General features: G+C 70.7%; 18 protein-coding genes and 1 riboswitch. Of the genes, 5 read left to right on the top strand and 13 right to left on the bottom strand.

The window, feature by feature from the left end:
- Window positions 1-111: 111 nt before the first annotated feature.
- The 10 genes from ACFC0D_RS10645 to thrC form a co-directional block, all read right to left on the bottom strand.
- Window positions 112-1,674 carry a GMC family oxidoreductase gene (locus ACFC0D_RS10645; protein WP_376433318.1) on the bottom strand — a complete coding sequence of 521 codons (1,563 nt, stop codon included), beginning with the start codon at window positions 1,672-1,674 and terminating at the stop codon, window positions 112-114.
- On the bottom strand, window positions 1,671-3,227 hold the full coding sequence (locus ACFC0D_RS10640; protein WP_376433316.1) for an APC family permease: 1,557 nt from the start codon (window positions 3,225-3,227) through the stop codon (window positions 1,671-1,673). The genes ACFC0D_RS10645 and ACFC0D_RS10640 overlap by 4 nt, the downstream gene beginning before the upstream one ends.
- A gap of 29 nt (window positions 3,228-3,256) precedes the next feature.
- On the bottom strand, window positions 3,257-4,729 hold the full coding sequence (locus tag ACFC0D_RS10635) for an aldehyde dehydrogenase family protein (RefSeq protein ID WP_376433314.1): 1,473 nt from the start codon (window positions 4,727-4,729) through the stop codon (window positions 3,257-3,259).
- A gap of 94 nt (window positions 4,730-4,823) precedes the next feature.
- Entirely contained in the window at window positions 4,824-5,963 is a 1,140-nt protein-coding gene (locus tag ACFC0D_RS10630; protein WP_376433312.1) for an aromatic ring-hydroxylating dioxygenase subunit alpha, read from the bottom strand.
- A 10-nt stretch (window positions 5,964-5,973) separates the two neighbouring features.
- On the bottom strand, window positions 5,974-7,128 hold the full coding sequence (gene solA / locus ACFC0D_RS10625) for an N-methyl-L-tryptophan oxidase (protein WP_376433310.1): 1,155 nt from the start codon (window positions 7,126-7,128) through the stop codon (window positions 5,974-5,976).
- A 14-nt stretch (window positions 7,129-7,142) separates the two neighbouring features.
- Complete coding sequence (locus ACFC0D_RS10620; protein ID WP_376433308.1) at window positions 7,143-9,623, bottom strand: FAD-dependent oxidoreductase; 2,481 nt, start codon at window positions 9,621-9,623, stop codon at window positions 7,143-7,145.
- Window positions 9,620-10,705 (bottom strand): S-(hydroxymethyl)mycothiol dehydrogenase, encoded by a 1,086-nt coding sequence (locus tag ACFC0D_RS10615; RefSeq protein WP_376433306.1) that lies wholly within the window; start codon window positions 10,703-10,705, stop codon window positions 9,620-9,622. The genes ACFC0D_RS10620 and ACFC0D_RS10615 overlap by 4 nt, the downstream gene beginning before the upstream one ends.
- 264 nt (window positions 10,706-10,969) lie before the next feature.
- Window positions 10,970-11,173, bottom strand: a complete 204-nt coding sequence (locus tag ACFC0D_RS10610; RefSeq protein ID WP_005315736.1) for a cold-shock protein — start codon at window positions 11,171-11,173, stop codon at window positions 10,970-10,972.
- Between the two features lie 447 nt (window positions 11,174-11,620).
- Entirely contained in the window at window positions 11,621-11,899 is a 279-nt protein-coding gene (locus tag ACFC0D_RS10605; protein WP_215066190.1) for a MoaD/ThiS family protein, read from the bottom strand.
- Between the two features lie 91 nt (window positions 11,900-11,990).
- Complete coding sequence (gene thrC, locus ACFC0D_RS10600) at window positions 11,991-13,304, bottom strand: threonine synthase (protein ID WP_376433324.1); 1,314 nt, start codon at window positions 13,302-13,304, stop codon at window positions 11,991-11,993.
- A riboswitch (SAM riboswitch) is annotated at window positions 13,298-13,455 on the bottom strand. It overlaps the preceding gene by 7 nt.
- Before the next feature lie 121 nt (window positions 13,456-13,576).
- Here thrC and ACFC0D_RS10595 point away from each other — a divergent pair.
- The 3 genes from ACFC0D_RS10595 (at window position 13,577) to ACFC0D_RS10585 (ending at window position 17,605) form a co-directional block, all read left to right on the top strand.
- The gene (locus ACFC0D_RS10595) at window positions 13,577-14,557 is read left to right on the top strand and encodes a glucosyl-3-phosphoglycerate synthase (protein WP_376433304.1); all 981 of its coding nucleotides are present in this window, start codon (window positions 13,577-13,579) and stop codon (window positions 14,555-14,557) included.
- Between the two features lie 56 nt (window positions 14,558-14,613).
- Window positions 14,614-16,065 carry a hypothetical protein gene (locus tag ACFC0D_RS10590; RefSeq protein ID WP_376433302.1) on the top strand — a complete coding sequence of 484 codons (1,452 nt, stop codon included), beginning with the start codon at window positions 14,614-14,616 and terminating at the stop codon, window positions 16,063-16,065.
- Between the two features lie 100 nt (window positions 16,066-16,165).
- Window positions 16,166-17,605: a trehalose-6-phosphate synthase gene (locus ACFC0D_RS10585; protein ID WP_376433300.1), complete on the top strand. Its 1,440-nt coding sequence runs from the start codon at window positions 16,166-16,168 to the stop codon at window positions 17,603-17,605.
- 16 nt (window positions 17,606-17,621) lie between these two features.
- Here the strand turns inward: ACFC0D_RS10585 and otsB are convergent, their stop codons facing one another.
- Genes otsB through ACFC0D_RS10570 form a run of 3 tightly spaced genes read right to left on the bottom strand, consistent with a single transcriptional unit; the run spans window position 17,622 to window position 19,997 of the window.
- Entirely contained in the window at window positions 17,622-18,479 is an 858-nt protein-coding gene (gene otsB, locus ACFC0D_RS10580) for a trehalose-phosphatase (RefSeq protein WP_376433298.1), read from the bottom strand.
- 23 nt (window positions 18,480-18,502) lie between these two features.
- Window positions 18,503-18,757 carry a DUF3263 domain-containing protein gene (locus ACFC0D_RS10575; RefSeq protein WP_376433296.1) on the bottom strand — a complete coding sequence of 85 codons (255 nt, stop codon included), beginning with the start codon at window positions 18,755-18,757 and terminating at the stop codon, window positions 18,503-18,505.
- A 10-nt stretch (window positions 18,758-18,767) separates the two neighbouring features.
- The gene (locus tag ACFC0D_RS10570) at window positions 18,768-19,997 is read right to left on the bottom strand and encodes an extracellular solute-binding protein (protein WP_376433294.1); all 1,230 of its coding nucleotides are present in this window, start codon (window positions 19,995-19,997) and stop codon (window positions 18,768-18,770) included.
- Window positions 19,998-20,238: 241 nt separating this feature from the next.
- Between ACFC0D_RS10570 and ACFC0D_RS10565 the strand changes: the two genes are divergently transcribed.
- Both ACFC0D_RS10565 and nagA read left to right on the top strand, forming a co-directional pair.
- On the top strand, window positions 20,239-21,177 hold the full coding sequence (locus tag ACFC0D_RS10565) for an ROK family protein (RefSeq protein WP_376433292.1): 939 nt from the start codon (window positions 20,239-20,241) through the stop codon (window positions 21,175-21,177).
- On the top strand, window positions 21,177-22,322 hold the full coding sequence (nagA, locus tag ACFC0D_RS10560) for an N-acetylglucosamine-6-phosphate deacetylase (protein ID WP_376433290.1): 1,146 nt from the start codon (window positions 21,177-21,179) through the stop codon (window positions 22,320-22,322). Before ACFC0D_RS10565 ends, nagA begins: the two co-directional genes overlap by 1 nt.
- The last annotated feature ends 56 nt before the right edge of the window (window positions 22,323-22,378 follow it).

The raw sequence follows: 22,378 nt of genomic DNA, 5'->3' as shown, positions 1-22,378 counted from the left end.
CTGTTTTTTACCCACCCCCCACCCCTCCACCCCGTAATGCGCCCCGCCGCAACCCACCCCTTCGGGGCTGTGCGCGCCCCCCCCGGGGCGGGGGGGGGGGGGGGCGCTCCGTCACCCGTCCTCGCGGAGCAGATCGGCGCACTTCTCACCGATCATCATGGTCGTGATGCACGGATTGACGGTGACGAGGTCCGGCATCACCGACCCGTCGGCGACCCGTAGCCCCTCCACCCCCTTGACCCGCAGCCGGGCGTCGAGCGGCGCCGTCGGGTCGTCGTCCGCACCCATCTTCACCGTGCACGCCGGGTGGTAGACGGTGTTGTGCGTCTTGCGGATGTAGTCGAGCAGCTCGTCGTCGGTACGGACGTCGGGGCCCGGCGCGAGTTCGGCGCCCGCCCAGCCCGAGAGCGCGGGCTGCTGCGCGATGCGGCGCGCGAGCTTGAGGCCGTACGTCATCACCCGGGCGTCGTGCTCGTGCGTGAAGTACCGCGGGTCGACCCTCGGCTTGTCACGGTAGTCACGGGTACGCAGCCGCACCGTGCCCCGGGACTTGGCACGGGTGACGTTGGGCGTCAGACAGAAGGCGTTCTCGGAGGTCGGATAGCCGTGCCGGCTGGTGTTCATGTCGAAGGGCACCGAGCCGTAGTGGAACATCAGGTCCGGCCGGTCCAGACCCGGCTCGGTGTCGTAGAAGATGCCCGCCTCCCACCACTGGCTGGACGTGGTGGTCATCGGCTGCGCCGCCTCCCACATGATGACGCCCTCGGGGTGGTCCTGAAGGTTCTCGCCGACTCCCGCGGAGTCCACGAGCACCTCGACACCCGTCTCCCGCAGATGCTCCGCCGGGCCGATGCCGGACAGCATCAGCAGCTTCGGCGTGTCGATGGAACCGCACGAGACGATCACTTCGCGGCGGGCGCGGACCGTCCGGGTGTGGATCAGGTCCGGGTCCAGGTACTCGGCGCCGACACAGCGCCGCCCGTCGAGGACCAGCTTCTTCGCCCGTACCCCGGTGCGTACCTCCAGGTTGGGGCGCTTGCCCAGGATCGGATGGAGGTACGCGACCGAGGAGGACTGCCGGATGTTGTTCTCGTCCGAGTTGATCTGGAACCAGTTCGCGCCCCGCACCACCGTCGAGCCGCTGTTGAAGGGCGTCGTGGGGATGCCGGCCTCGGCACACGCCTTGAGCAGCGCCTCGCCGCACGGGTCCCCGCCCTTGAGGGTACGGAGCTTGACGGGTCCGGTCCGGCCGTGGTGGTCGCCCGGGGCGTCGTTGTTCTCCAGACGGCGGTACAGCGGGAAGAGGTCCGCCGCACTCCAGCCCGTGCAGCCGGCGCCCGCCCAGTCGTCCAGATCCTCCGCCGGTGCCCAGAAGGCGATGCAGGAGTTGTGCGAGGAACAGCCGCCGAGCACCTTGGCACGGGCGTGCCGCATGAAGCTGTTGCCGCTGTCCTGGGGCTCGACCGGGTAGTCCCAGTCGTAGCCGGACTCCAGCAGCCCCATCCACCGTTCCAGCTTGAGGACGTCGTCGTTCCCGACGTCGCTCGGCCCCGCCTCCAGCACACAGACCGTCACGGACGGGTCCTCGCTGAGCCGTGCGGCGACGACGTTGCCCGCGGTTCCACCGCCGACGACGACGTAGTCGAACTCTCCGCTGCCGAACGTCTCGGTCATGAGGGGGTGACCTCCTTCTTCAACGCAGCGGTCTCGGGGGACGTGACGGCGGCGTGTTCCGCCAGGACGCCCGTACGGTGCCGCTGGACGAACCAGTAGTAGGCGAAGCCGCCCAGCGCGATCGCGCCGACGAACAGGACGGCGCCCCAGCGCAGATACCAGTGGTAGGGGGCGGCGGCGTTGTAGACGGCCGCTCGCGGCCAGATGAGGTTGAGCGTCATCGCCCCGCCCCACAGCACGGCCAGGATGTTGACGGGCAGTCCCCAGCGGCCGAGCGAGAACTTCCCTTCGGCGGGCTGCCATCGGCCGCGCAGCCGGGCGACCAGCATGGGCCCGGTGACCAGCAGATAGGCGACGTAGATCATCACGATGCCGATGCTGGTGACCACGGTGAAGATCTGCGGCTGGCGGATGTTCACCAGCAGGATCGCCAGTGCCAGGACGCCGATGACGACCGTCGGCAGGATCGGGGTGCCGAAGCGCGGGCTGACCTTCGCGAGCCGCCCGGACGCGGGGAGGTTGTTGTCCCGGGCCATGGCGAAGGCGAGCCGTACGGCCGCGGTGTGCACCGCGAGCGCGCAGACGGTGACGGCGATCAGCACGCACCACAGCATGGCCTTGCCGGCCGTCGGTCCGAGGACGTCGAGGACGACGTACTGCAGCCCGTCCGTGGAGAGCTTCTCGCCCCGCAGGCTCGACACGCTCATCAGCGCCAGGATCAGGATCAGCCCGCCCAGGACGAACGAGGCGACGATGGCCCGGATGATCGCGCGCGGCGCGTTGCGGGACGGGTCCAGGGACTCCTCGCCCAGTGAGGCCGCGGTGTCGAAGCCGTACATCACATAGGCCGAGGCGAGCGAGGCGATCAGGAACGCCCCGAGGTACCCGAAGCTCTGCCCGTCGCCGGTGCCGGCCGTCTCCGTGACGACCTCCGGACCCCGGACGACGTTGATCGCGAGGAGCACGATCAGGACGACGGTGGCGATGAGTTCGAGGAAGACGCCCGCGGTGTTGATCCGCGCCATCAGCTTCACGCCGAAGGCGTTGACGACCGTGGTGAAGAGGATCAGACCGGCGGCGAGGAGCACCGCGTTGGTCGCAACGTCGTACGTCCCCGAGCCGTCCCCGACGAACTGGAAGAACGAAGAGATCTGGGGGAGCGTCAGCTGGTAGGCGAGCGCCACGGCCGCGATGGACACGACCGAGGCGATGAGCATCATCCAGCCGGCCAGCCAGCCGATGTGCGGATTGCCCACTCTCTTCGCCCAGTTGTAGATGGAGCCCGCGACCGGATAGCGGGCCGCCAGCTCCGCGAAGCAGAGCGCGACCATGAACTGGCCGACGAAGACCATCGGCCACGACCACCAGTAGGCGGGGCCGCCGCTGGCGTAGCCGAAGTAGAAGAGCTGGAAGGTGCCGGTGAGGATCGATATGTACGAGATGCCGGCCGCGAACGTGTGGAAGTTGCCGAGCGTCCGCTTCAGTTCGGGGCGGTACCCGAACTCGGCGAGCTCGGCGTCGTCGGCAGCCTGGGACGGTGGAGCGATTGCCATGGTGTGACTCCTGAACGGTAGAGGTCGCGTCAGGCGAACCAGCCCTGCGGCTCCGGTGAGGTGTTGCGCCAGATGTGCTTCGTCTCGCGGTACTCGGCGAGCCCGCTCGGCCCGAGCTCTCGGCCCGTGCCGGACTGCTTGAACCCTCCCCACTCGGCCTGCGGCAGATAGGGGTGGTAGTCGTTGATCCACACCGTGCCCAGGCGCAGCCGCGCCGCCATCCGGCGGGCCCGCGCCTCGTCGCTCGTCCAGACCGCGCCCGCGAGTCCGTAGATGGTGTCGTTCGCGAGCCGGACCGCCTGGTCCTCGTCGCCGTCGCGGAAACGTTCCACCGTCAGGACGGGCCCGAAGGACTCCTCCCGCACCACCGACATCCCTGCGCGGCAGTCGTCGAGGACCGTCGGCAGGTAGTAGAAGCCCTGGTCATACGCGGGCCCTTCGGGCCGGGCGCCACCGCAGCGCAGCACCGCGCCCTCCGCCAGACCCCGTTCCACATACGCCTCGACCTTGGCGCGATGGGCGGCCGAGATGAGCGGTCCGGTCCGGGCCCGCTCGTCGAAGGGTCCGCCGAGACGGATCTCCCCGGCCCGGCGCACGACCTCGTCGACGAACCGGTCGTGCAGCGAGTCCTCGACCAGGAGCCGCGCACCCGCCGAGCAGACCTGCCCCGAGTGCAGGAACACCGCAGTCAGCGCCATGTCCACGGCGGCCTCGAAATCGGCGTCCGCGAAGACGATGTTCGGGTTCTTGCCGCCCAGTTCGAGCGCGACCTTCTTCACCGTCCCGGCGGCCGCCGCCATGAGTCGGCGGCCGGTCTGCAGCCCGCCGGTGAAGGACAGCAGGTCGACGTCGGGATGGTCGGCGAGCGGCGCGCCCGCCTCGGGGCCCGCGCCGAGCACCAGGTTCGCCACGCCGTCCGGCAGCCCGGCCTCCGCGAGCAGCCGCATCAGGTGGATCGCGGTGTGCGGGGTGAGCTCGCTCGGCTTCAGCACGAAGGTGTTGCCCGCGGCGAGCGCCGGGGCGACCTTCCAGGCCGTCTGCAGCAGCGGATAGTTCCACGGCGTGATCAGCCCGCAGACCCCCACCGGCTCGTACACGACCCGGCTGTCGGCGCCGGCGCCGCCGGTGTCGATCACCCGGCCCGTCTCGGCTGCCGCGAGCCGGCCGAAGTAGCGGAAGCAGTGCGCGATGTCGTCCATGTCGTACGCGCTCTCCACCAGCCGCTTGCCGGTGTCGAGGGACTCCGCGCGGGCCAGCGCGTCCTTGTCGCGTACCAGCAGGTCGGCGACGCGCAGAAGCAGGTCGCCGCGGTCCGCGGCCGGGGTCGACGGCCAGGGGCCCTCGTCGAAGGCGCGGCGTGCGGCCGCGATGGCCTCGACGGTGTCCTTGCCGCCGGCCTCGTCGACCACCGCCACCAGGCTGCCGTCGGCCGGGCAGCGGATCTCACGGGTCCGCTCGTCGAGCGCGGACCGCCACGCACCGCCGATGAAGAGTTCGGGCATGTCTCTCGTTCCTCCTGGTCAGCGCCGTTCGAAGGCGCCCTGGCAGCTTGGTGTCTCACCGCACGGACGCGATCCATGCCGAATGTGACGGTGATCACGCCTGGCCGGAGGGGTGGGACCGCAGCTTTTCGAGCAGCCATGCGTGGAAGATCTCGATGTGATGCTCGGTGGGCACGAGCACTCCGCCGGTCCGGTAGGCGCGGGAGGCCATCGCCGGCTGGGTGCGCTCGCAGGCGTCGAAGTCCTGCACGTTCACCCGGTGGAAGAGCTCCACCGACCGGGAGACGTCGGCGCCGGACTCCACGACCTCGGGCGCGTACAGCCAGTCGCACTCGACGACGGTGCGGTCCTCGGCGAGCGGGAACATCCGGTGCAGGATCACATGATCGGGGACGAGATTGATGAACACGGTCGGCTTGACCGTGATCGCGTAGTAGCGCCGGTCCTGCTCCTCGGCCACATCCGGCAGACGGGCGAAGCCCTCGCTGCCGTCGACGGTGAACCCCTTGACCTCCTCGGCGAACGCGGCGCCGTGCCCCACGTAGTACTGGGCCGCGTAGCCGTCCGCGAACTCCGGGAGCACATCGGTGAGTTCGGGATGGATGGTGGCGCAGTGGTAGCACTCCATGAAGTTCTCGACGATCAGCTTCCAGTTGGCCTTCACGTCATAGGTGATGCGCTTGCCGAGCGCGAGGTTCTCGGTGCCGTACCGCTCGATGGAGGCGGCGTCGCCGAGCCGTTCCACGGCCGCGCCGACCACGGTCTCCTCGAACGACGGCGGTTCGTCGGCCAGGCACACCCACGCGTACCCCAGCCATTCGCGCAGGTGCACCGTCACCAGACCGTAGGCCGTGCGGTCGACGTCGGGCATCTTCACCAGGTTCGGCGCCGCGATCAGCTTGCCGTCGAGGTCGTACGTCCAGGCGTGGTACGGGCATTGCAGTGTGCGCCGCACCTCGCCGGACTCCGCGGTGCACAGCTGCGCGCCGCGGTGCCGGCAGACGTTGAGGAAGGCGCGCAGCTCGCCACTCCGGTTACGGGTGACGATCACGCTCTCGCGGCCGATGCGCACCGTGCGGAACGCGCCGGGCCGGGCGAGGTCGGCGCCGCGTACGGCGCAGAACCACATCGATTCGAAGAGCCGCTCCTGCTCCTGCCGGAAGATCTCCGGGTCGGTGTAGAAGTGGCCGGGGAGCGTGGCGATCAGACTCGGGGGCAGCGGCATGGTCGTCATGGCGGGCTCCTCAGGCGGGTGCGGCGGACAGGCGCCGCGGATCGAACAGCTCGATGGGGTGCTCGGTGGTGCCCGTCAGCGCCAGGTCGGCGAGGATCTCGCCGACGACGGGCACGAACTTGAAACCGTGGCCGGAGAACCCGCAGGCGACGGTGACCGACTCGGGGTGCCGCGGATGGCGTGCGATGACGAAGTGCTCGTCGGGGGTGTTGGAGTACATGCAGGTGGCGGCCTTGAGGAAGCGGCCGGGCAGCGAGGGGATGTGCCGGGACAGCCGGCCGGCCATGGCCGCGACCTCGTCGTCGTGCACGGTCCGTTCGATGGTCTCCGGGGTGCACACGGTGCCCCTGCGGAAGAAGGCGACCTTGGCACCGAGCTCCGGGCCGTCGATCGCGGGGAAGCCGTAGAACTGGACGTCGTCCGCGCTCTCCCAGATGTAGATCGGGTGGTTCTCCGGCAGGAAGGGACGGGTGCCGCCCTCGGGCTGGAACCAGTGCATGACCTGCCGCTCGATCGTGAACGGCACCCCCAGGTCGGCGAGGAGCCGGGGCGCCCAGGCACCCGGGCAGATCACCAACTGGCCGGCGGTGTAGGTGTCCTCGGCGGTGTGGACGCGTACCCCGTCGCGGTACGGCTCCCAGCGCACCACCGGCTCCTCGAAGTGCAGGTCCGCGCCGGTCTGCGTCGCGAGCTGGAGATGGGCCGCCACGGTGTTCTCCGGGCGCAGGAGCCCCGCCCGTGCCTCGTACAGCGCCACCTCGTCGTCGGTGGGGGTCAGGGTGGGGAAGCGGCGGCGGATCTCCTTCGCGTCGAGCATCTCGTGCGGCAGGTCCCACTGCCGGGCCGAGAGCAGCGAGCCGGACACGGTGCGGGACCCGGGCCTGCCGACCATCACGCCGCCGCACAGCGTCGCGATGTCCCGGCCGGTGTCGCGCTCCAGCGCCTCGTAGAGCTCGTACGCGCGCAGCAGCAGCGGCACGTAGGCGGGGTCCTCGAAGTAGGACTGCCGGGTGATGCGCGAACCACCGTGGCTGGAGCCGCGGCTGTGCACCGGACCGAACTTCTCCAGGCCCAGCACACGGGCACCGCGCGCGGACAGATGGTGGGCGGCGGCGCTGCCCATCCCGCCGAGGCCGACGACGATCACGTCATAGGTGGGTGACATCCCTGGAACCTTTCCTAGCGGCGGATACGGCTCATGTCGGGGTCGAACAGCGGCTCGTCGGCGACGGTGGCGGGGACCTTCTCGCCGATGTACTCGATGTGCACCGCGCTTCCGGAGGCGAGCGGCGGCAGCCAGGCGTACGCGACGCAGCGGCCGAGCGTGTAGCCGTAGGACGCGCTCGTGACGTACCCGGCGGCCCGGCCTTCCACGTACACCGGCTCCTTGCCGAGGACCACGGCGGCCGGGTCGTCGAGGAGCAGCGGCGTCAGCCGGCGCCGGGGCTCGCCGGCCCGTTCCAGCGCGGCCCGTCCGACGAAGTCGCCCTTGTCCATCCGGACGGCGAAGCCGACACCGGCCTCGTACGGGGTGTGCTCGGTGGTCATGTCGTGGCCCCAGGAGCGGTATCCCTTCTCCAGCCGCAGGCTGTTGAAGGCGGACCGTCCGGCGGCGATCACCCCGTGCTCCTGCCCCGCCTCCCACAGGGTGTCCCAGAGCCGCAGTCCCAGATCGGCGCCGGTGTACAACTCCCAGCCCAGTTCACCGACATAGCTGAGCCGCATCGCCGTCACCGGCACATGGCCGAGGTACGTCTCCTTGGCGCGGAAGTAGCCGAAGCCGCGGTGCGAGAAGTCGTCCCGGGTCAGCGGCTGCACGAGGGCGCGGGCGAGCGGGCCCCACACGCCGATGCAGCACGTGCCGGAGGTGATGTCCCTGATGTGCACTCCCCCGCTCCCGGCTTCGCTCGAGCGGGAGGTACCCCCACCCGGGGCGTGCCGGAGCAGCCAGTCCTCGTCCGCCCGGCTGTTGGCGCCGATCTGGAAGCGGTCGGCGGCCAGCCGCGCGACGGTCAGGTCCGAGCGGATGCCGCCGCTCTCGTCGAGCAGCAGCGTGTAGGTCACGGCGCCCGGCTTCTTGTTCAGGTTGTTCGTGGTCATCCGCTGGAGGAAGGCGAGCGCGCCGGGTCCCGTGACCTCCAGCCTGCGCAGCGGTGTCATGTCGTAGAGGGCGACCTTCTCGCGGGTCGCCCGGGCCTCCGCGGCGGCGATCGGCGACCAGTGTCGGGCCGACCAGGCGTCCCGCTCAGGCACGGCGAGGGACTCGGTGAGCGGGGCGTTCGCCTCGTACCAGTGCGGACGCTCCCAGCCGCCGCCCTCCAGGAAGGACGCGCCGAGCTCCCGCTGACGGGTGTGGAAGGGGCTCACCCGCAGCGGGCGGGGCTCCTCCATGGGCTGCAGCGGGTGCAGCACGTCGTAGACCTCGACGAACTGGCGGGCGCCGCGGTCGTGGACGTACGCGGGGGAGCGCTGGGCGTCCTCGAAGCGGGTGTGGTCGCACTCGTGGACGTCGAGGGAGGGGCGCCCGTCGACCATCCACTCCGCGACGGCCTTGGCGACCCCCGCCGAGTGCGTGACCCAGACGGCCTCGGCGAGCCAGAAGCCGCGCAGGGAACGGGCCTCGCCGAGCAGCGGCATTCCGTCGGGGGTGAAGGAGAAGACGCCGTTGAATCCCTCCTCGATCTCGCTGCCGGCGAGCGCGGGCAGGAGCTCCCGGCAGTCGTCCCAGCTCGGCGCGAAGTCCTCGGACGTGAAGGGGAACGAGGAGGGCATGACCGGAGCCTCGTCGTAGGCCGGGACGGCGAACGGGTCGACGGGCAGCGGCCGATGGGCGTAACTGCCGATGCCGATCCGGTCGACGTGCTCGCGGAAGTACAGATCTCGGTCCTGGAAGCGCAGGATCGGCCGGGAGGCCTCCTCGAGAGGATCGTTGACGCCGGCGAGCTCCGGAAGGGGCGCGGTCTTCGCGTACTGATGGGCGAGCGGCAGCAACGGGACGTCGACGCCTGCCATCCGCCCGACGACGGGGCCCCAGAAACCGGCCGCCGACACGACGTGGTCGGCCGGGAAGACACCCCGGTCGGTGACGACCCCGGTGACACGGCCGTCCTCCCGCTCGATGCCGGTGACCGTGTGCCGCTCCAGGAAGCGCGCACCGCGTGACTCGGCGCGCTCCCGCTGGGCGCGACAGGCGAGCACCGCGCGGGCCAGGCCGTCGTCCGGGGTGTGGAACCCGCCGACGACCTTGCTCTCGTCGAGCAGCGGCCACAGCTCCTTGCAGCGCCGGGCCGAGACCAGTTCGCCACGGATCCCCCAGGAGGCGGCGTACCCGGCCCTCCGGTGCAGCTCGGCCCAGCGCTCCTCGGTGGTGGCCAGTTCGAGCCCGCCGACGGCATTGAAGCAGGGCAGCCCGTCGACCTCCAGCGAGCGGAACTTCTCCACGGTGTACGAGGCGAAGGCGCTGAGCGTCCTGGACGGGCTGGTACGGAAGACGAGGCCCGGGGCATGGGAGGTGGAGCCGCCGGGGGCGGGCAGGGGGCCCTGGTCGAGGACCGTGACATCGGTCCAGCCGCGGGCGGTCAGTTCGTCGGCGAGCGAGCAGCCCACGATGCCGGCGCCGACGACCACGACGCGGGGAGACGTGGGCACGGCGTCGGTCACAGGATCACCACCGAGCGCAGGACCTCGCCGCGATGCATCTTGGCGAAGGCGTTCTCGACCTCGTCGAGCCCGATCGTCTCGGTGACGAAGGAGTTGAGGTCCAGGAGACCGTAGAGGTACTGGTCGATCAGGATCGGGAAGTCGCGGCTCGGCAGACAGTCGCCGTACCAGGACGACTTCAGCGCGCCGCCGCGCGAGAAGAGGTCGATCAGGGGGAGGTCGATCCTCATCTCGGGGTCGGGGACGCCGACCTGGACGAGCACCCCGGCGTGGTCCCGCATGTAGAAGGCCTGCTTGTACGTCTCAGGGCGGCCGACGGCGTCGATGGCGATGTCCACCCCGAAGCCGTCGGTCAGCGCGCGCACGGCCTCGACGGGGTCCGTGCCAAGGGAGTTGACCGTGTGCGTGGCGCCGAACTTCTCCGCCTGATCCAGTTTCCTGTCGTCGATGTCGACGGCGATGACCTTGCGGGCCCCGTTCAGACAGGCGCCCGCGATGGCCGCGTTGCCGACTCCGCCGCAGCCGATCACGGCCACCGTGTCGCCGTTGCCGACCCGTCCGGTGTTCACGGCCGCGCCGTAACCGGCCATCACGCCGCAGCCGATGAGGCCGGCAGCCTCGGGCCGGGCGGCGGGGTCGACCTTCACCGCCTGTCCGGCCGCCACCAGTGTCTTCTCGGCGAAGGCGCCGATGCCCAACGCGGGGGAGAGCGGCGTGCCGTCCGACAGGGTCATGGGACGGGCCGCGTTGCGGGAGTCGAAGCAGTACCAGGGGCGGCCGCGGCGACAGGAGCGACAGGTGCCGCAGGGGGCGCGCCAGGCGAGGACGACGTAGTCGCCCGGCGCCAGGTCGGTGACTCCCTCGCCCACGGATTCGACGGTGCCGGCCGCCTCGTGGCCGAGCAGGAACGGGAAGTCGTCGTTGATCGCCCCTTCCCGGTAGTGCAGATCGGTGTGGCAGACCCCGCAGGCCTGCACGGCGACGAGAACCTCGCCGGGACCGGGGTCGGGGACGAGGATCGTCCGCACCTCGACGGGTGCGCCCTTCTCGACGGCAACGACGGCACGAACCTCATGCGACACGATGGGCTCCTCGGTTGTTGCGCATTGCACGATGGGTTGCGCGATGGGGAACATAGTGAGAACGCCGACAACGGGTCGTCAAGAGGCCGGAGTTAACGTCGGGCAAAACCCGTCGGTGGACCGCAACGCTCCCGACACACGGCGACGCGGGGGCCGGGGGCCCCCGCCCCCCCCCGGGGGGGGGGCCCCCCACCGTGGACCGGGGCCCCACCCCTCGACGTAGAGAACGCGTGAGTGCGTACGTGGTGGCCGATCGCGCCGTGCTCAGACGGCGAGCTTGACCATGTCCGCCTGCGGACCCTTCTGGCCCTGCGAGATCTCGAACTCGACCCGCTGACCTTCTTCAAGGGTGCGGTAACCGTCCATCTGGATCGCGCTGTAGTGGACGAATACATCCGCACCACCGTCGACCGCGATGAAGCCGTAGCCCTTCTCCGCGTTGAACCACTTGACGGTGCCCTGAGCCATGCCTAACTCCCCTATTACTGGCCCTTGCGCGGGACCGCACTTCGCGGACCCGGGTCAGACCCTGCGCCGGAACGCGTCGACCGCGGCTGAATGTATCTGTCCAACTGCCCTCTGCAACAGGTCAATCGGACGAGAAATCTGGGCGCGACGGAAAGGAGAATTAAGGAGAATTCACTGAATCCCGGGGCAAGTCGGGCCCGTCAAAGTGCGCAGAAGGTACACAACACTCGAACACTTTGGCTGCTTCTTGTCGGGTGCGGGCGCATTCTCATATGCGTCTGGCACAAGCAGCGAAGGGAAGTCAGGGGGACTTCCCCAACTCTACCCCGCTCAACCATGCAGAATTGCCCCCACCGCTTCTCCGGCGGAGGGGGCAATTCAAGTGACCGTGGGTAACTCAGGTGACCGTGGGTGACTCAAAGGCCTTTCCACGGTCGCCCCGGGGGCTCAGCAGCCGCCGGCGACCGCCGGGATGATCGAGACGCCGGCGCCGTCCGGCGTCGCCGTCTCCAGGCCCTGCTCGAAACGGACGTCGTCGTCGTTGACGTACACGTTCACGAAGCGGCGCAGCTTGCCCTGGTCGTCCAGGACGCGGGCGGCGATGCCCGTGTGGTTCTTCTCCAGGTCGGCGATGACCTCCGAGAGCGTCGCGCCCTCGGCGGCGACCTCGGCCTGGCCGCCGGTGTAGGTGCGGAGGATGGTGGGGATGCGGACCTTGACGCTCATGGGTGGTTCACCTTCGGGGCGGGAACGGATGACGGATGGATGGGAGCCGACGGGGCGCCGGGCCGCCCCGGCACCCCGTCGGTCGCGGGCGTCAGCCGGCCAGGCCGGCTTCGCGGAACGCGTCCAGGCTCGGGCGGATCGTGGCGGTCGCCTGCGAGGTATCGGCCACCGCGTCCAGGGTCTTGAGGCCGTCACCGGTGTTGAGCACGACCGTGGTGAGCGTGGGGTCGAGGAGACCGGCCTCGATCAGCTTCTTCGTGACGCCGACGGTCACGCCGCCCGCCGTCTCGGCGAAGATGCCCTCGGTCCGGGCCAGGATCTTGATCGCCTCGACGACCTGCTCGTCGTCGACGTCCTCCACCGCACCGCCCGTGCGACGCGCGATGTCCAGGACGTACGGGCCGTCGGCCGGGTTGCCGATGGCGAGCGACTTGGCGATGGTGTTCGGCTTCTGGGGCCGTACGACGTCGTGGCCGGCCTTGAAGGCCGTCGACACCGGGGAGCAGCCCTCGGCCTGCGCGCCGAAGATCTTGTACGGCTTGTCCTCGACGAGACCGAGCTTGATGAGCTCCTGCAGACCCTTGTCGATCTTGGTGAGCTGCGAGCCCGAGGCGATCGGGATGACGAGCTGGTCGGGGAGCTGCCAGCCGAGCTGCTCGCAGATCTCGTACGCGAGCGTCTTGGAACCCTCGCCGTAGTACGGGCGCAGGTTGACGTTGACGAAGCCCCAGCCCTCGCCCAGCGGGTCGCCGATGAGCTCGGAGCAGAAGCGGTTGACGTCGTCGTAGTTGCCCTCGATGCCGACGAGTTCACCGCCGTAGACGGCGGCCATGACGACCTTGCCCTGCTCCAGGTCGTGCGGGATGAACACGCAGGAGCGGAAGCCGGCGCGGGCGGCGGCGGCGCCGACGGCGCCGGCCAGGTTGCCGGTGGAGGAGCAGGACAGGGTGGTGAAGCCGAAGGCGCGGGCGGCCTCGAGGGCCTGGGCGACGACGCGGTCCTTGAAGGAGTGCGTCGGGTTGCCGGAGTCGTCCTTGACGTAGAGCTTGCCCGGCTCGACGCCCAGCTCGCGGGCGAGGTTGTCGGCCTGGACGAGCTTGGTCCAGCCCGGGTTCAGGTTCGGCTTCTCGGCGACGTCGGCGGGGACGGGCAGCAGCGGGGCGTAGCGCCAGATGTTGGCGGGGCCGGCCTCGATCTGCTTGCGCAGCGCCTCCGGGTCGCCCAGGGGCAGGTCGTAGGCGACTTCGAGCGGGCCGAAACAGAGCTCGCAGGCGAAGATGGGACCGAGGGGGAACTTCTCACCGCATTCACGACAGGAGAGTCCGGAAGCCGGACCGAGGTCAACCGTCGAAGTGGTGGTGGAAACAGTCTGTACAGCCATGGAGGCGAGGCCCTTTCTCCTCATCTTTCCCATGACGAACGTCGCCATGAGACGGATTTGGCACCTTCCCTAGCCGGGAGCCTCGCGGGCGCAGTACGGACGACTGCGGACGAGACCGACTGGAGGGTTGCCGGGGCTTCAACGGGCCGTTTCCCTCTGCCCCTCTGGATGAGCGGTATTCGGTTGTAGGACGTGGATGGCACCCCGACATGCATCGGGCATCCGCGTTGTTCAAGACTGTAACCGAAGGCATGGACGCCTGAGATGGTCGTCCGAACCGCGAGATGGAGATCACGTTGCTGGATGAGGTGGAGCGCTGGCTGGGCCGGCGGTCCTGGTCCGTGGCAGACCGTCCGCTGGAGCAGCTGCTGGCCGCCAAGCGGGGGACGACGGTCAGCGTGGTGCTGCCTGCGCTCGACGAGGAGGCGACGGTCGGCGACATCGTCTCCGTGATCCGCCGGGAGCTGATGTCCGAGGCGGTGCCGCTGGTCGACGAGCTCGTGGTGCTCGACTCCGGCTCCACGGACCGTACGGCCGAGGTCGCGGCGGCGGCCGGGGCGCGGGTGGTGGCGCGCGACGAGATCCTGCCGCGGATACCGGCCGTGCCCGGCAAGGGCGAGGTGCTGTGGCGGTCACTGATGGTGACCAGTGGCGACATCGTCTGCTTCGTCGACGCGGATCTGCGGGACTTCTCCGCGGACTTCGTCACCGGCATCGTCGGCCCGCTCCTCACCGAACCGGACGTCGACTTCGTGAAGGCGATGTACGACCGCCCGCTGAGCACCGGGGTCGACCCGCTCGCCTCCGGCAAGACCCCAGGTCAGGGCGGGCGGGTGACGGAGCTGGTGGCCCGGCCGCTGCTGAATCTGCACTGGCCGCAGCTGGCCGGCTTCGTCCAGCCGCTGGGCGGCGAGTACGCGGCGCGGCGTTCGCTGCTCGAGCGGCTGCCCTTCCCCGTCGGTTACGGAGTGGAGCTGGGGCTGCTCGTCGACGCGCTGCACACGGTCGGCCTCGACGCCCTCGCGCAGGTCGACGTCGGGGTCCGTAAGCACCGCCACCAGGACGAGCGGGCGCTCGGGCGGATGGCGGCGGCGATCTACCGGACCGCGCAGCTGCGGCTGTCCCGCGGGCATCTGGTGCGGCCGCTGCTGACACAGTTCGAGCGGGACGAGACGGGCGAGGGGAAGGGCTTCACGCCACGGACGTACGCCGTCGACACGGAGGAGCGGCCGCCGATGATCGACATCACGGAGTACGCGCGCCGCCGCGTGGCGTAACACCGAATGATGATGCTTTTTAACTAAATTTCCGTTTCATGCGCTTCAATAATCGGATGACCACACTGCCGGTGGCGCTCGTCCTCGCCATCGGCGCGCTCGGCTCGCTGTCCCTCGCCGCGGCCGGACCGGCCGCGGCGGACGTGGTGGAGCCCTTCGGCGTGCGGTACGACGCCTCCCTGTACGGCGACTTCACGACCGTCGGCAACACGGTCATGGGCTGCCCCACCGCCCCCGCCGACCTGGCCGCGCGCTGCGCCACCGCCGCCACCGGCCAGGGCGGCGACACCAACAACACCTTCGCCATGAAGCGCATCAACACCGCCTCCATGGCCGCCGGTTACGGCTCCAGCACCGGCCGGGTGGAGATCCCCGCAGGCGCCGAGGTCGCGTACGCCCGGCTCTTCTGGGGCGGCAACGACGGGACGTACAAGGGGCCGAGCGGAGCACAGCTCAAGCGCTGCGACCTCGCCGGCACCGACGCGGCGCCCTCGCCCGGCGACCACGCGACGACCCCGCCGCACATCCGGGTCGGCGCGGCGCCGGAGACGGAGGTGTCCATCGACTCCATGGTCACGGACCCGGAGGAGGTCACCGGCCCGCACTACTACACGGGAGAGTCGGACGTCACCGCCGCCTTCGCGGATGTCCGCGGCGGCGCCACGCGGGTCGCGGTCGGCAACGTCTGGGCACCGAACGGCAAGGGCTGTGTGGCCGGCTGGTCCCTGACGGTCGTCTACTCGTACCCGGGGCCCGAGCAGACGCACGCGCCGGACCGCCGCCAGGTGTACGTCTACGGCGGACACGTGCTCCAGCGCTCCACCTCCCCCGCGACGACGGTCACCGTCGACGGCTTCCACCGGACTGCGGGCCGGGCGCGGGCGAGCGTGACGGCGTACGAGGGCGACTGGAACATGCCGGGGGACATGTTCCTCGTGAACGGCAAGAACGTCACCGAGGCCCGCACCGGCAACATCAACAACTTCTTCGTCGGCGGGGACGCCGGCGCCGTCTCCCCCGACTCGGCCAACAATCTGAGCATCGACGTGAAGGCCTTCGACCTCCCGGACGGGGCGATCCCGGAGGGGGCGAGGTCGGCCGACCTGACCTTCAATACGGCGGGCGACACCTACGTGGCCTCCGCGCTTGCCTTCTCCGTACCCGTGCAGGACACGGAGAGCACGACTCCGACACCGACACCGACTCCGCCCCCGACGCATCCGCGGGCCGCGACGGTCGCGGTGGCTCCCTCGTGGTCTCCGTCCCCCACGTCCCCGTCCCCGTCCCCCTCACCGATCCGGACCACGGCCTCGCCCACGCCGATCCCCGACCCCGACCCCGACCCCATCACCCACCAGGCGCGCCCCGCCGCGCACGGGCCCGGCGGTTCTATGGCCGAGACGGGCGGCAACGGTGAGCGGTTGTGGCTGCTCGGGGGGCTCGCCCTCGCTCTGGCGGCGACGGGCGCGGTGGCGAAGGCGGCCATGCGCAGCCGACGCCAGCCCTGACGCGGGCATCTGCGCGAACCCTGACGCGCCCCGACGGCGTGGATTCGCCACACTTGTATACGTACGTTTGAGCGTTTACGTGACGGGCTAGGTTCGGCACATGGCTTCTGTGCTTGTGGCGTCCAATCGGGGTCCGGTCTCGTACGCCCTCGCCGCCGACGGCACGCTCAGTGCCCGGCGCGGCGGGGGCGGCCTCGTTTCCGGGCTGAGTGCCGTGTCCTCCGAGGACAGTGTCTGGGTGTGCGCGGCGCTGTCGGACGGGGACCGGGAGGCGGTCCGCAGGGGCGTCTCCGAGCCGGGCGTACGGATGCTGGCCGTCGAGCCGGCGGTCTACGACGACGCGTACAACGGCATCGCGAACTCGGTGCTGTGGTTCCTGCACCACCATCTGTGGGACATCCCGCGCGAGCCGGTCTTCGACGCGGAGTTCCGGCGCAGGTGGGAGTCGTACCGGGCCTACAACCGGGCGTTCGCCGAGGAGCTGGCGGCGCGGGCGGCGGAGGGCGCGGCGGTGCTGGTGCAGGACTACCACCTGGCGCTGGTGCCGGGGCAGCTGCGGGAGCTGCGGCCCGATCTGCGGATCGGTCACTTCACCCACACGCCGTGGGTGTCGCCGGAGTACGCGCGGATGCTTCCGCAGGACATCCGCGAGGAGCTGGTCTGGGGGATGCTCGGCGCGGACGAGCTGGGTTTCCACACCTGGGGATGGGCTTCGGCGTTCATCGAGGGCGCGCGCGTCGACGGTGCGGGCGGGGTGGCCGAGGGAGTGCTGCCCGCCGACGCCTCCTGGCGCGGCGTGCACCACCACAGAGCGGGCGGAACGGCGCGGCGTACCCGGGTCGCCGTCCATCCCCTGGGTGTGGACGGCGACGAACTGCGCGCCCTCGCCCACCGCCCGGAGGTCGACGAGCGCCTCGCCGGGCTGCGGGCCGAGGTCGGTGACCGCATGACGATCGTGCGGGTGGACCGCACGGAGCTGTCGAAGAACGTGGTCCGCGGCATGCTCGCGTACCGGGAGCTGCTGCGCGAGCGGCCCGAGTGGCACGACCGGGTCGTCCATCTGGCCTCGGCGTACCCGTCCCGGCAGGACCTGGCGGTCTACCGCGCGTACACGGCGGCGGTGGCGGAGCTGGCGGAGGAGATCAACGCGGAGTTCGGCACGGAGGACTGGCAGCCGGTGCTGCTGTCGGTGAAGGACGACTTCCCGCGCTCCCTCGCGGCGTACCGGATGGCGGACGTGGCGCTGATCAACCCGGTCCGCGACGGGATGAACCTCGTGGCGAAGGAGATCCCGGTGGTGTCGGAGTCGGGCTGTGTCCTGGTCCTCTCGACGGGCGCGGGGGCGTACGACGAACTGCGCGAGGACGCGCTGACGGTCAGCCCGTACGACGTGTCCGAGACGGCCCGGGCGCTGCACCGTGCCCTGACGATGCCCCCGAGCGAGCGCACGGACCGCTCGAAACGCCTGGCCGCGGCGGCAACGGCGCTGCCGCCGCAGCAGTGGTTCCTGAAGCAGTTGGAGGCGCTGCGCGAGGACTGACCGTCAGGACCGGCCGTCAGGGCTGATCATCGGAGCGTGGGCGAATCCGCTCCGCCAAGGCCGCGAGGAACCCCACCACCGCGCCCGGCCCCGGCACGGACAGGTCGGCCCGGTCGCTGAGTTCCGGGACCTCGGTGGAGCCGCTGCAGACCAGCAGGCCCGGGGTGCCGTTCGAGCGGAGTTTCTCCACCGCGGCGAAGGCCGGGAGGTCGCCCAGGTCGTCGCCCGCGTACAGGACGGATCCGGCGCCCACCTCCCGTACGTACTCCGCCAGGGCCACGCCCTTGTCCATGCCCGGGGGGCGCAGTTCGAGGACCATGCGCCCGGGTTCCAGGACCAGGCCGTGGCGGGCGGCGAGGTCGGCGAGGGGTGCCTTGAGGGCCTCGAAGGCGGCCTGGGGGTCGGTGGAGCGGCGGGTGTGGACGGCGACCGCCCGGCCCTTCTCCTCGATCCAGGTGCCCGGCCAGGCGCCGACGCTGTCGAGGAAACCGGGGAGTTCGGCGCGGACGGAGGCCACGCCCGGGTGGATGGCGGAGGCATGGACGGTGCCGGTGACGGCGTCCCAGCGTTCGGCGCCGTAATGGCCGAGGACGACGAGGTGTTCGAGGCCGGGGACGCCGGCGAATCCGCCGTAGCGGACGGCGACCCCGGCGGGGCGGCCGGTCACCACCGCGACCGAGGCGACCTCGGGGGCGAGCGCGGCGAGCGCGGTGACGGCGCCGGGGTGGGCGCGGGCCTGTTCGGGGTCGGGGACGATCTCGGCGAGCGTCCCGTCGAAGTCGAGGGCGACGACGGCCTTGTCCGGCCGCGCGAGGAGCGCGGCCAGGCCGTCGCGGCCTGCGGGTGTGGTCGGGTGCGGAAGGCTGCTGACCATACGACGACCCTACCGACGCGGACTCAGCGGCGCTGCTCCTTCTCCGCACGGACCCGGCGCAGCCGGTTGACGGTCACCGGATCGTGTTCCAGGGCGCGCGGGTCGTCCAGGAGCGCGTTGAGGAGCTGGTAGTAGCGGGTCGCGGAGAGGCCGAGCTGTTCGCGGACGGCGCGCTCCTTGGCGCCGGGGCCCGGCCAGGAGCGGCGCTCCAGGGCGAGAACGGCACGTTCCCGATCCCCCAGCGCCCGGCTCTCTCCCGGTTCCACATCGTTGGTCATACGAGCCAACTTATTCCGCGTTCTCCGCCTCCGTCGCCTCGCGGGCGAGCTTGGCCAGGACCTCGGCGGGCTTCTGTCCCGGTGCGACGGCCTTGCCGATGTTCTGCTTGACGTTGTCGCTGACCTTGGCCCAGGACGTCTTGCCGACCGGCGGGAGCTGGGAGTTCGGCAGCTCCTTGAGGAACTCCCGGAGGTTCTTGTGCTCCTCCTCGCTCTGCATGCGGGAGTACGCGCTGACCGTCGGAGGCAGCAGGTCGTTGCCGCCGGCGAACTTCAGCACGTTCTGGTCGCTGAAGACGAAGTCGAGGAACGTGCCGATCTCCTCGCGGTGGCCGTTCTGCTTGAAGCCCATGATCCAGTCGGCGACGCCCATGGACGCCTTGGCCTTGCCGTTGACGCCGGGAAGGGCGACCTTGCCGACCTTGACGCCCTTCTTCTCGGCCTCCTGCATGAGCGAGGGGTGGCCGTTGAGCATCCCGACCTCGCCGCGCGAGAAGGCCGCGAAGGCGTCCTTCCGGTTGAGCTTGCCGGGGGCTACGGGGCCGGTGAGCTCCTTCTCGACCAGGTTCTTCTTCAGCCAGTCGAAGGTCTGGACGTTCAGGTCGGAGTCGATGCGGTAGCGGTCGCTGCCGTCGGTGTAGCCGTCGCCGCCGCTGAGCAGCCACATCATCGTCTCGGCCTGGGCCTCCTCCGGGCCGAGCGGCAGCGCGAAGGGGTAGGGGACGTCCTCGTCCTTCAGCTTCTCGGCGGCGGCGGCGAGCTCGGCCCAGGTCGTCGGCGGCTCGGTGATGCCGGCCTTGTCGAAGAGCTCCTCGTTGAAGAAGAGCAGCCGGGTGGAGGCGGCGAACGGCAGGCCGTACTGGGTGCGCTTCATCTCGCCGGCGGAGACCAGCGGGGCGAGGAAGTTGGCCTGGACGGGGATGGAGAGCAGCTCGTCGGCGGAGTAGAGCTCGCCCGCGGCGGCGTAGTCGGCGTAGGCGCCGATCTGTGCGATGTCGGGGGCCTGGTCGGCCTCGACCATCTCGGCGACCTTGCGGTCGACGTCGTTCCAGGACTCGATCTGGACGTCGATCTTCACGCCGGGGTGCTGGGCCTCGTAGGCGGCGGTGAGCTCGTCCCAGTACTTCTTGGTGGTGTCGCCGCCGGTGAGGTCGTAGTCGGCGGCGACGAGCTTGAGGGTCACGTCGTCCGAGTCGGCGCCGGTGAGACCGCAGCCGGAGAGCGCGGCGGTCAGGCCCATCGCGGCGATGGTCGCGGTCAGTCCAAGGAATCGCCGCTGCACAGCGCTGCCCCACCCTCTTTGGCTCGTCGTCGAGCTGTGATTTTCACAGGAGGAAAAGCATAAGGTCTACACCACTTGGGTATCGCTTCGGCATCGCACCCCCGAGTGCGGCACACCCCCGCCGGTAATTTGTATGCCCGCGCAACAATATCGGCCAGTGGACTAGACCTTTCGGGCATCGACGCGCGAGACTGTTCCCGTGAGACACGTCATCGCCCTCGATGTGGGCGGCACCGGCATGAAGGCCGCCCTCGTCGGCACGGACGGCACCCTGCTCCACGAAGCACGGCGCGCCACCGGACGCGAACGCGGCCCCGACGCCGTCGTCGAGACGATCCTCGGCTTCGCCGCCGAGCTGCGCGCCCACGGCCTGGAGCGGTACGGCGAGCCCGCCGCGGCCGCCGGCGTCGCCGTCCCCGGCATCGTCGACGCCGAGAACGGCATCGCCGTCTACGCGTCGAACCTCGGCTGGCGCGACGTCCCGATGCGCGCCCTGCTCAGCGAGCGCCTCGACGGCATCCCCGTCGCCCTCGGCCACGACGTCCGCACCGGCGGCCTCGCCGAGGGCCGCATCGGCGCCGGGAACGGCGCCGACCGCTTCCTCTTCGTGCCCCTGGGCACCGGGATCGCCGGCGCCATCGGCATCGGCGGAACCATCGAGGCGGGCGCCCACGGCTACGCCGGCGAGATCGGCCACATCGTCGTCCGCCCCGGCGGCGCCGAGTGCGGCTGCGGCCAGCGCGGCTGCCTGGAGCGGTACGCCTCCGCCTCCGCCGTCTCCCACGCCTGGGCCGCCGCCTCCGGCGACACTGACGCCGACGCCGCCGACTGCGCCAAGGCCGTCGAGTCCGGGGACGCCCGGGCCGTCCGGGTCTGGCAGGACGCCGTCGACGCCCTCGCGGACGGCCTGGTCACCGCGCTCACCCTGCTGGACCCCCGCACGCTCATCATCGGTGGCGGTCTCGCCGAGGCAGGGGAAACCTTGTTCACACCGCTGAGGGCCGCGGTGGAGGAACGCGTCACGTTCCAGAAGCTGCCCGCCGTCGTCCCGGCGGCCCTCGGGGACACCGCCGGATGCCTGGGCGCGGGCCTCCTCGCCTGGGACCTGCTCTCCCTCGACTCGGAGGTATCCGCCTGATGGCCGTTTCCACAGTTCTCGCCGGAGCCCGCGTGGTGCTGCCCACCGGCATCGTCGAGAACGGACGGGTGATCGTCGACGGCGGTCGCATCGCGGGCGCCGCGCCCGCCGACGCGCCCGCGCTCGACCTCACCGGCCACTGGGTCGTCCCCGGCTTCGTCGACATGCACAACCACGGCGGCGGAGGGGCCTCCTTCACCTCCGGCACCGTCGAGGACATCCTCACCGGCGTCCACACCCACCGCCTGCACGGCAGCACCACGGTCGTCGCCTCGTTCGTGACCGGCGAGATGGACTTCCTGAGCCGCCGCGCCGGACTGCTCTCCGAACTGGCCGAGCAGGGCGACATCGCAGGCATCCACTTCGAGGGACCGTTCATCTCCCCGTGCCGCAAGGGCGCGCACGACGAGACGCTGCTGCGCGACCCCGACCCGGCCGACGTCCGCAAGCTCGTCGACGCCGCCCGCGGCCAGGCCCGGATGGTCACCCTCGCCACCGAACTGCCCGGCGGCATCGACTCCGTACGCCTGCTCGCCGAACACGGCGTGATCGCCGCGATCGGCCACACCGACGCGACGTACGAGCAGACCGTCGAGGCCATCGACGCGGGCGCCACCGTCGCCACCCACCTCTACAACGCGATGCCCGCCCTCGGCCACCGCACCCCCGGCCCGATCGCCGCCCTCCTCGAGGACGAGCGCATCACGGTCGAGCTGATCAACGACGGCACCCATCTGCACCCGGCCTCGCTGGAGCTGGCGTTCCATCACGCGGGGCCGCGGCGGGTCGCGTTCATCACCGACGCGATGGACGCGGCGGGCTTCGGCGACGGGCAGTACTCCCTCGGCCCGCTGGCCGTCGAGGTGAAGGACGGCGTCGCACGCCTCGTCGAGGGCGGCTCCATCGCGGGCTCGACCCTCACCCTGGACCGCGCGTTCAAGCGCGCGGCGACCATCGACGGCCTGCCCGTCGAGTCGATCGTGCAGGCCATCTCCGCCAACCCGGCCCGGCTGCTCGGCATCGACGACAGGGTCGGCTCACTGGAGCCCGGCAAGGACGCCGACCTCGTCGTCCTCGACGAGAACTTCGACATCGCCGGCGTGATGCGCAAGGGCACCTGGGTGGTTGTCCCCCAAGTGGCCTGATTTCGCCGAGGGGCGGTTGGTCCGGGGACTGGGCCAACCGCCTTCTGTTTGGCATG

It is taken from the genome of Streptomyces sp. NPDC056222, from assembly GCF_042264065.1.
GTDB lineage: Bacteria > Actinomycetota > Actinomycetes > Streptomycetales > Streptomycetaceae > Streptomyces.
This window is presented reverse-complemented; position numbering and strand designations above follow the sequence as displayed.

Excerpts from the sequence above, each read along its gene's own strand:
- ACFC0D_RS10645 (WP_376433318.1), bottom strand. The coding sequence starts at position 1,674 with ATGACCGAGACGTTCGGCAGCGGAGAGTTCGACTACGTCGTCGTCGGC.
- ACFC0D_RS10640 (WP_376433316.1), bottom strand. The coding sequence starts at position 3,227 with ATGGCAATCGCTCCACCGTCCCAGGCTGCCGACGACGCCGAGCTCGCC.
- ACFC0D_RS10635 (WP_376433314.1), bottom strand. The coding sequence starts at position 4,729 with ATGCCCGAACTCTTCATCGGCGGTGCGTGGCGGTCCGCGCTCGACGAG.
- ACFC0D_RS10630 (WP_376433312.1), bottom strand. The coding sequence starts at position 5,963 with ATGACGACCATGCCGCTGCCCCCGAGTCTGATCGCCACGCTCCCCGGC.
- solA (WP_376433310.1), bottom strand. The coding sequence starts at position 7,128 with ATGTCACCCACCTATGACGTGATCGTCGTCGGCCTCGGCGGGATGGGC.
- ACFC0D_RS10610 (WP_005315736.1), bottom strand. The coding sequence starts at position 11,173 with ATGGCTCAGGGCACCGTCAAGTGGTTCAACGCGGAGAAGGGCTACGGC.
- ACFC0D_RS10605 (WP_215066190.1), bottom strand. The coding sequence starts at position 11,899 with ATGAGCGTCAAGGTCCGCATCCCCACCATCCTCCGCACCTACACCGGC.
- thrC (WP_376433324.1), bottom strand. The coding sequence starts at position 13,304 with ATGAGGAGAAAGGGCCTCGCCTCCATGGCTGTACAGACTGTTTCCACC.
- ACFC0D_RS10590 (WP_376433302.1), top strand. The coding sequence starts at position 14,614 with ATGACCACACTGCCGGTGGCGCTCGTCCTCGCCATCGGCGCGCTCGGC.
- ACFC0D_RS10585 (WP_376433300.1), top strand. The coding sequence starts at position 16,166 with ATGGCTTCTGTGCTTGTGGCGTCCAATCGGGGTCCGGTCTCGTACGCC.
- otsB (WP_376433298.1), bottom strand. The coding sequence starts at position 18,479 with ATGGTCAGCAGCCTTCCGCACCCGACCACACCCGCAGGCCGCGACGGC.
- ACFC0D_RS10575 (WP_376433296.1), bottom strand. The coding sequence starts at position 18,757 with ATGACCAACGATGTGGAACCGGGAGAGAGCCGGGCGCTGGGGGATCGG.
- ACFC0D_RS10570 (WP_376433294.1), bottom strand. The coding sequence starts at position 19,997 with ATGGGCCTGACCGCCGCGCTCTCCGGCTGCGGTCTCACCGGCGCCGAC.
- nagA (WP_376433290.1), top strand. The coding sequence starts at position 21,177 with ATGGCCGTTTCCACAGTTCTCGCCGGAGCCCGCGTGGTGCTGCCCACC.